The sequence below is a fragment of the Mycobacterium sp. genome, assembly GCF_049683935.1.
GTDB lineage: Bacteria > Actinomycetota > Actinomycetes > Mycobacteriales > Mycobacteriaceae > Mycobacterium.
On the sequence record NZ_JBAUJR010000359.1, the window covers coordinates 1 to 2904 of the forward strand.

Consider the following 2904-nt stretch of genomic DNA (forward strand, 5'->3'; position numbering starts at 1 on the left):
CGGGTGATCGCCGATCAGGCCGCCGTGGACGCGGCCCGCAAACTGATCGCCGCCCAGAACGACGAACACGCCCAATCGATCGCCGCCAAGCCCGAACCCGCCGAGCCGACGCCAGCCGAGAACGCCAGGCCCGCTGAGCCCAGGCCCGCGGAGGATGCCGAGCCATCGCCGGCCGAGCCCGAGTCGCCGCCACCGGCAGACGCTGAGCCCTCAGAGGATGCCGACCCCGAGGATGTCGAGTCGATGCCGTCGCGGTTGACCGATTCGGGGGTGGCGGTGTTGCCCGGGCGTGGGGTGATCCCCACCGCGGTGCTGGCCGAAGCGCTCCGCGGCGGGGCCAAAGTCACTCCGCTGTGGCTGCCCGGCCCCGATCCCGAACCGCACTACCGACCCTCAGCACGGCTGGCCGAGTTCATCCGGGTCCGAGACATGTTCTGCCGGTTCCCGGGCTGCGATGTGCCCGCGGACCGCTGCGATATCGACCACGTCGACCCGTGGCCGTGGGGTCCGACCCATCCGTCGAACATGAACTGTAAATGCCGCAAACACCATTTGTTGAAAACGTTCTGGGGCGGACCCGAGGGCTGGCGCGACGCCCAGCTCTCCGATGCCACAGTCATCTGGACCGCCCCCGACGGTCGGACTTACACCACCAAACCCGGCAGCCGACTGTTCTTCCCGTCCTACACCCTGGCCACCACCGAGCTGCCACCACCAGCGTGCGGCCCACCCGCCCATCCGGCCCGCACCGCAATGATGCCGCGGCGACGACGCACCCGCGCCGCCGACAACGCCGCACGCATCAAAGCCGAACGCGCACTCAATATTCAGTCGCCCCACTAGCCACGGCGGCTTCTGAAGTACCTGTTCGCCGCAGGTCGATACATCAGCACCAGGGCGACGAGTACCGCGACGACATGGACTGCGCGCAACACGATCACGGCAATCGTCGGGGGCGTCCGCCTCGGCGAGGAAGGCACCCGGTGATCCGCCGGCGACGATCCATGAAATCGGCTCTGCCAATAGCGAGAACAGCCCCAGACCACCGAGCGCCACGGTCAAGAAAACCCGGGCCCAGCCACGACCACGCCTCAGCTGCACGATGATCAACGTGACAAGCCCATAAATCACGACCCGAACCGGTATCTGCACAGCCGAGTCGTACTGCTCGCTCGTCAGCGCGTGGATCGCCGTCTCCACTACTCCGGCGGCAACGGCGATCAACCAACTCCACACCGACCACCGCACCGCCGACGGCAACACTGTGGTGTCCGCGGGCACCAACCTCACGCCACCTGGCCCTGCACCACCGGTAGTCCCGGGTCGCTGGCCACGTCCAACGGCGACGCCGACGCTCCGGCCGCGATCAAGTGCGCGGCGAACGACGCGATCATCGCGCCGTTGTCGGTGCACAGCCGCGGCCTCGGAATACGCAGGGTCAGTCCGGCATCGGCACACCTCTGCGCCGCCAGTTCACGCAGCCGCGAATTCGCCGCCACTCCCCCGGCGATCAGCAGCGTCGACACCCCGAGTTCCTGCGCTGCGCGAACAGCTTTGGCCGTCAGCACATCGGCGACGGCCTCCTGAAACCCCGCGGCCACGTCGGCCTGCGATGCCTCGGGATGACGCTCGACATAGCGTGCCACCGCGGTTTTCAATCCCGAGAAACTGAACGAATACGCGGCATCGCGCGGACCGGTCATGCCGCGGGGAAAGGTGATCGCGTCCGGATCGCCGGTGCGGGCAAGTTCGTCGAGGACCCTGCCCCCGGGATAGCCCAGACCGAGCAGTCGGGCGATCTTGTCGTAGGCCTCACCCGCGGCATCGTCGACCGTGGAGCCCAGTTCCACGATCGGTTCCCCCAGCGACCGCACGTGCAGCAGATTGGTGTGCCCCCCGGACACCAGCAGACCGATACTCTCGGGCAGCGGACCGTGGTCGAATACATCGGCGGCCAGGTGCCCACCGAGATGGTTGACCGCGTAGAACGGCACCTGCCATGCCGCCGAATACGCCTTGGCCGCAGCCACTCCCACCAGCAGCGCCCCGGCCAGGCCCGGTCCGATGGTGGCGGCGACGACGTCCGGTTTGCCGATACCCGCGGCCTGCAGTGCCCGACGCATGGTCGGGCCCAACGCCTCCAGGTGTGCGCGGGACGCGATCTCGGGGACCACACCGCCGAAGCGGGCGTGTTCGTCGACGCTGGACGCGACCTCGTCGGCGAGCAGCGTGACCGTACCGTCGTCGCCGAGTTCGGCAATCCCGACGCCGGTTTCGTCGCAGGAACTCTCGATGGCCAGGACGATCATTGCCGCTCCCGTTTCATGGTGTAGGCATCGGCCCCACTGACGCGGTAGTAGCGCTTACGCACCCCCACCCGCGTGAAGCCGTGGTTCTCGTACAGTGCGATCGCCGCCACGTTGTCGGTTCTGACCTCGAGAAAAATCGTTGCGTCCTCGGCATATTCGAACAACCGAAGCAGCAGTTCCCTGCCGATGCCCTGCCCCTGGTAGGCGGGATCAACACCGATGGTGTGAATCTCGTACTCGAACGGCCGGGTCCGGCCGAGTCGGGCGATGCCCGCATAGCCGACCAGTTTGTCATCGATCCGCGCAGCCTCGTAATGGTTGTGCTTGGCCGCGAGCTCGGCCAGGAACGCGCGTTCGGGCCACGGGTCGTCGCCGTCGAACAGCTGGGCTTCCAGTTCGGCACATCGGACGGCGTCAGCGGGCGTGAGTGGGCCGTAGATCGCGGTCATCGCGGCGCCGCCTGCGGCTTGGCGTCGGGTCTGCGTAGATACATCGGGACCAGCGGCTCGGGCTCGGCGTCCCAATCCGACACGGCAGCAACCAATCCTGCCGCAGTCGGATAGACCGGCGCCAGCAGCGGTAGGTCGAACATGGC

The 2904-nt window shown here is 67.6% G+C and carries 3 protein-coding genes and 1 pseudogene; 1 reads left to right on the top strand and 3 read right to left on the bottom strand.

Features of this window, described 5'->3' with window-relative positions:
• Positions 1–843: HNH endonuclease signature motif containing protein (locus WA965_RS20775; RefSeq protein WP_526448024.1), on the top strand; the 843-nt coding region annotated here is incomplete at its 5' end.
• A 443-nt stretch (positions 844–1286) separates the two neighbouring features.
• Here the strand turns inward: WA965_RS20775 and tsaD are convergent.
• The 3 genes and pseudogenes from tsaD to WA965_RS20790 form a co-directional block, all read right to left on the bottom strand.
• A complete protein-coding gene (gene tsaD, locus WA965_RS20780; protein WP_526302638.1) occupies positions 1287–2309 on the bottom strand; it encodes a tRNA (adenosine(37)-N6)-threonylcarbamoyltransferase complex transferase subunit TsaD in 1023 nt (340 codons plus the stop codon).
• Complete coding sequence (gene rimI, locus WA965_RS20785; RefSeq protein ID WP_526302636.1) at positions 2306–2758, bottom strand: ribosomal protein S18-alanine N-acetyltransferase; 453 nt, start codon at positions 2756–2758, stop codon at positions 2306–2308. The genes tsaD and rimI overlap by 4 nt, the downstream gene beginning before the upstream one ends.
• Positions 2755–2904, bottom strand: a pseudogene (locus WA965_RS20790) (tRNA (adenosine(37)-N6)-threonylcarbamoyltransferase complex dimerization subunit type 1 TsaB); the annotation flags it as partial. The gene rimI and the pseudogene WA965_RS20790, both read right to left, overlap by 4 nt.